The organism is Trinickia mobilis (assembly GCF_017315705.1).
Lineage (GTDB): Bacteria > Pseudomonadota > Gammaproteobacteria > Burkholderiales > Burkholderiaceae > Trinickia_A > Trinickia_A mobilis.
Genome location: NZ_JAFLRF010000123.1, coordinates 1 through 1,059, shown reverse-complemented (window position 1 = coordinate 1,059; position 1,059 = coordinate 1). Strand labels below are relative to the sequence as shown.

The 1,059-nt window shown below is 49.4% G+C and carries 1 protein-coding gene and 1 pseudogene; one reads left to right on the top strand and one right to left on the bottom strand.

Annotated elements, in window-relative coordinates:
• Positions 1 to 121 (bottom strand): annotated as a pseudogene (locus J3489_RS37250) (FHIPEP family type III secretion protein); the annotation flags it as partial.
• A gap of 524 nt (positions 122 to 645) precedes the next feature.
• On the opposite strand from J3489_RS37250, the gene J3489_RS37245 reads away from it, so the two are divergent.
• Positions 646 to 1,011, top strand: coding sequence for a hypothetical protein (locus J3489_RS37245; RefSeq protein ID WP_207005778.1), 366 nt, complete (start codon positions 646 to 648; stop codon positions 1,009 to 1,011).
• Positions 1,012 to 1,059: the final 48 nt, after the last annotated feature.

Genomic DNA, 1,059 nt, shown 5'->3' with positions numbered 1-1,059 from the left:
CTTCTTCGAGCAGGTTCTGCAGCACCTTTTGCAGCGTCGTGAGCGACAGCGTCTTCGGCACGAGGTCTTCGACGAGTGACGGCGCGTCCTTTCCCGTGCGCGCGATCAGCGCCTGCACTTTCGCGCCGCAAACACCGGGCAATCCGCCCCCGAAGAGCATGAAGGGCCACATCGTCACCGGCCCAACATACGGCCAGGCCGAGATCTCGGCTAATACGCCCACAGCAAATTCTCTACCAACAATATTAATAGGTTAATTATACTGCCCGATGCATTAGCATTCCTAATAATTAGATTTAAGTAAAAGGTACCGATTTTCACATTCAACCAGCTACCCATATAGATTTATGGAATTAATTATGCGAAGTAACTTCAACCCGTGACAAGGAAGCAGAGGCCGATCTAACTCAGGGGCACGGAGGAGCCGATTTGCATTCGGATGGGAAATTCTCCTTCTTTCCCTGCGCAAGTTTCTTGAAGGATTTTCCTCGACGCGACACATTGCACACCGCACATGACTGGACCTGCAGCCTCTGAGCAAAAACACCAGCGCCTCATATTTTAGTCTTAATGTTACCCGAGCGTCTCGAGCAATATGCGGCAGCTGAAAGCCAAAATCTAAAATACTCACCAAGGAAAGATGAAGTGAATAAAATAAAAAATCCGATCAGACGCGCTCCAATTATTTTTTTCATGCTCGCCATTTTCGGTTGCGGTGGCAGCGACCCCCCTTCTTCCTCCGTCGCTCAAAAATCGCAGGTAGCGCAGCTGAGTACTGCTCATTGGTCTGCGTCTGAAAACGGCACCCAATACGACGTCTTTCAATATTCTAACGGCGAGCTGTACATCCTCTACGGCAATGAACGCGAAAAACAGGGATTTATAAGAAGCAGAGGCACTGCTTACCTCGATTTCAACTTTGGCTCGGCTCCTGCAACGGTTGATGCAGACTTTGTCATCACGGGAACACAGAGTGCAGTAATTCGTAAGCGCGAATTTAAGCGCACATAGATTGTCGATGGTCGAGAGCGCAGCATGTGTGTCCACAGTTTTTTCTGC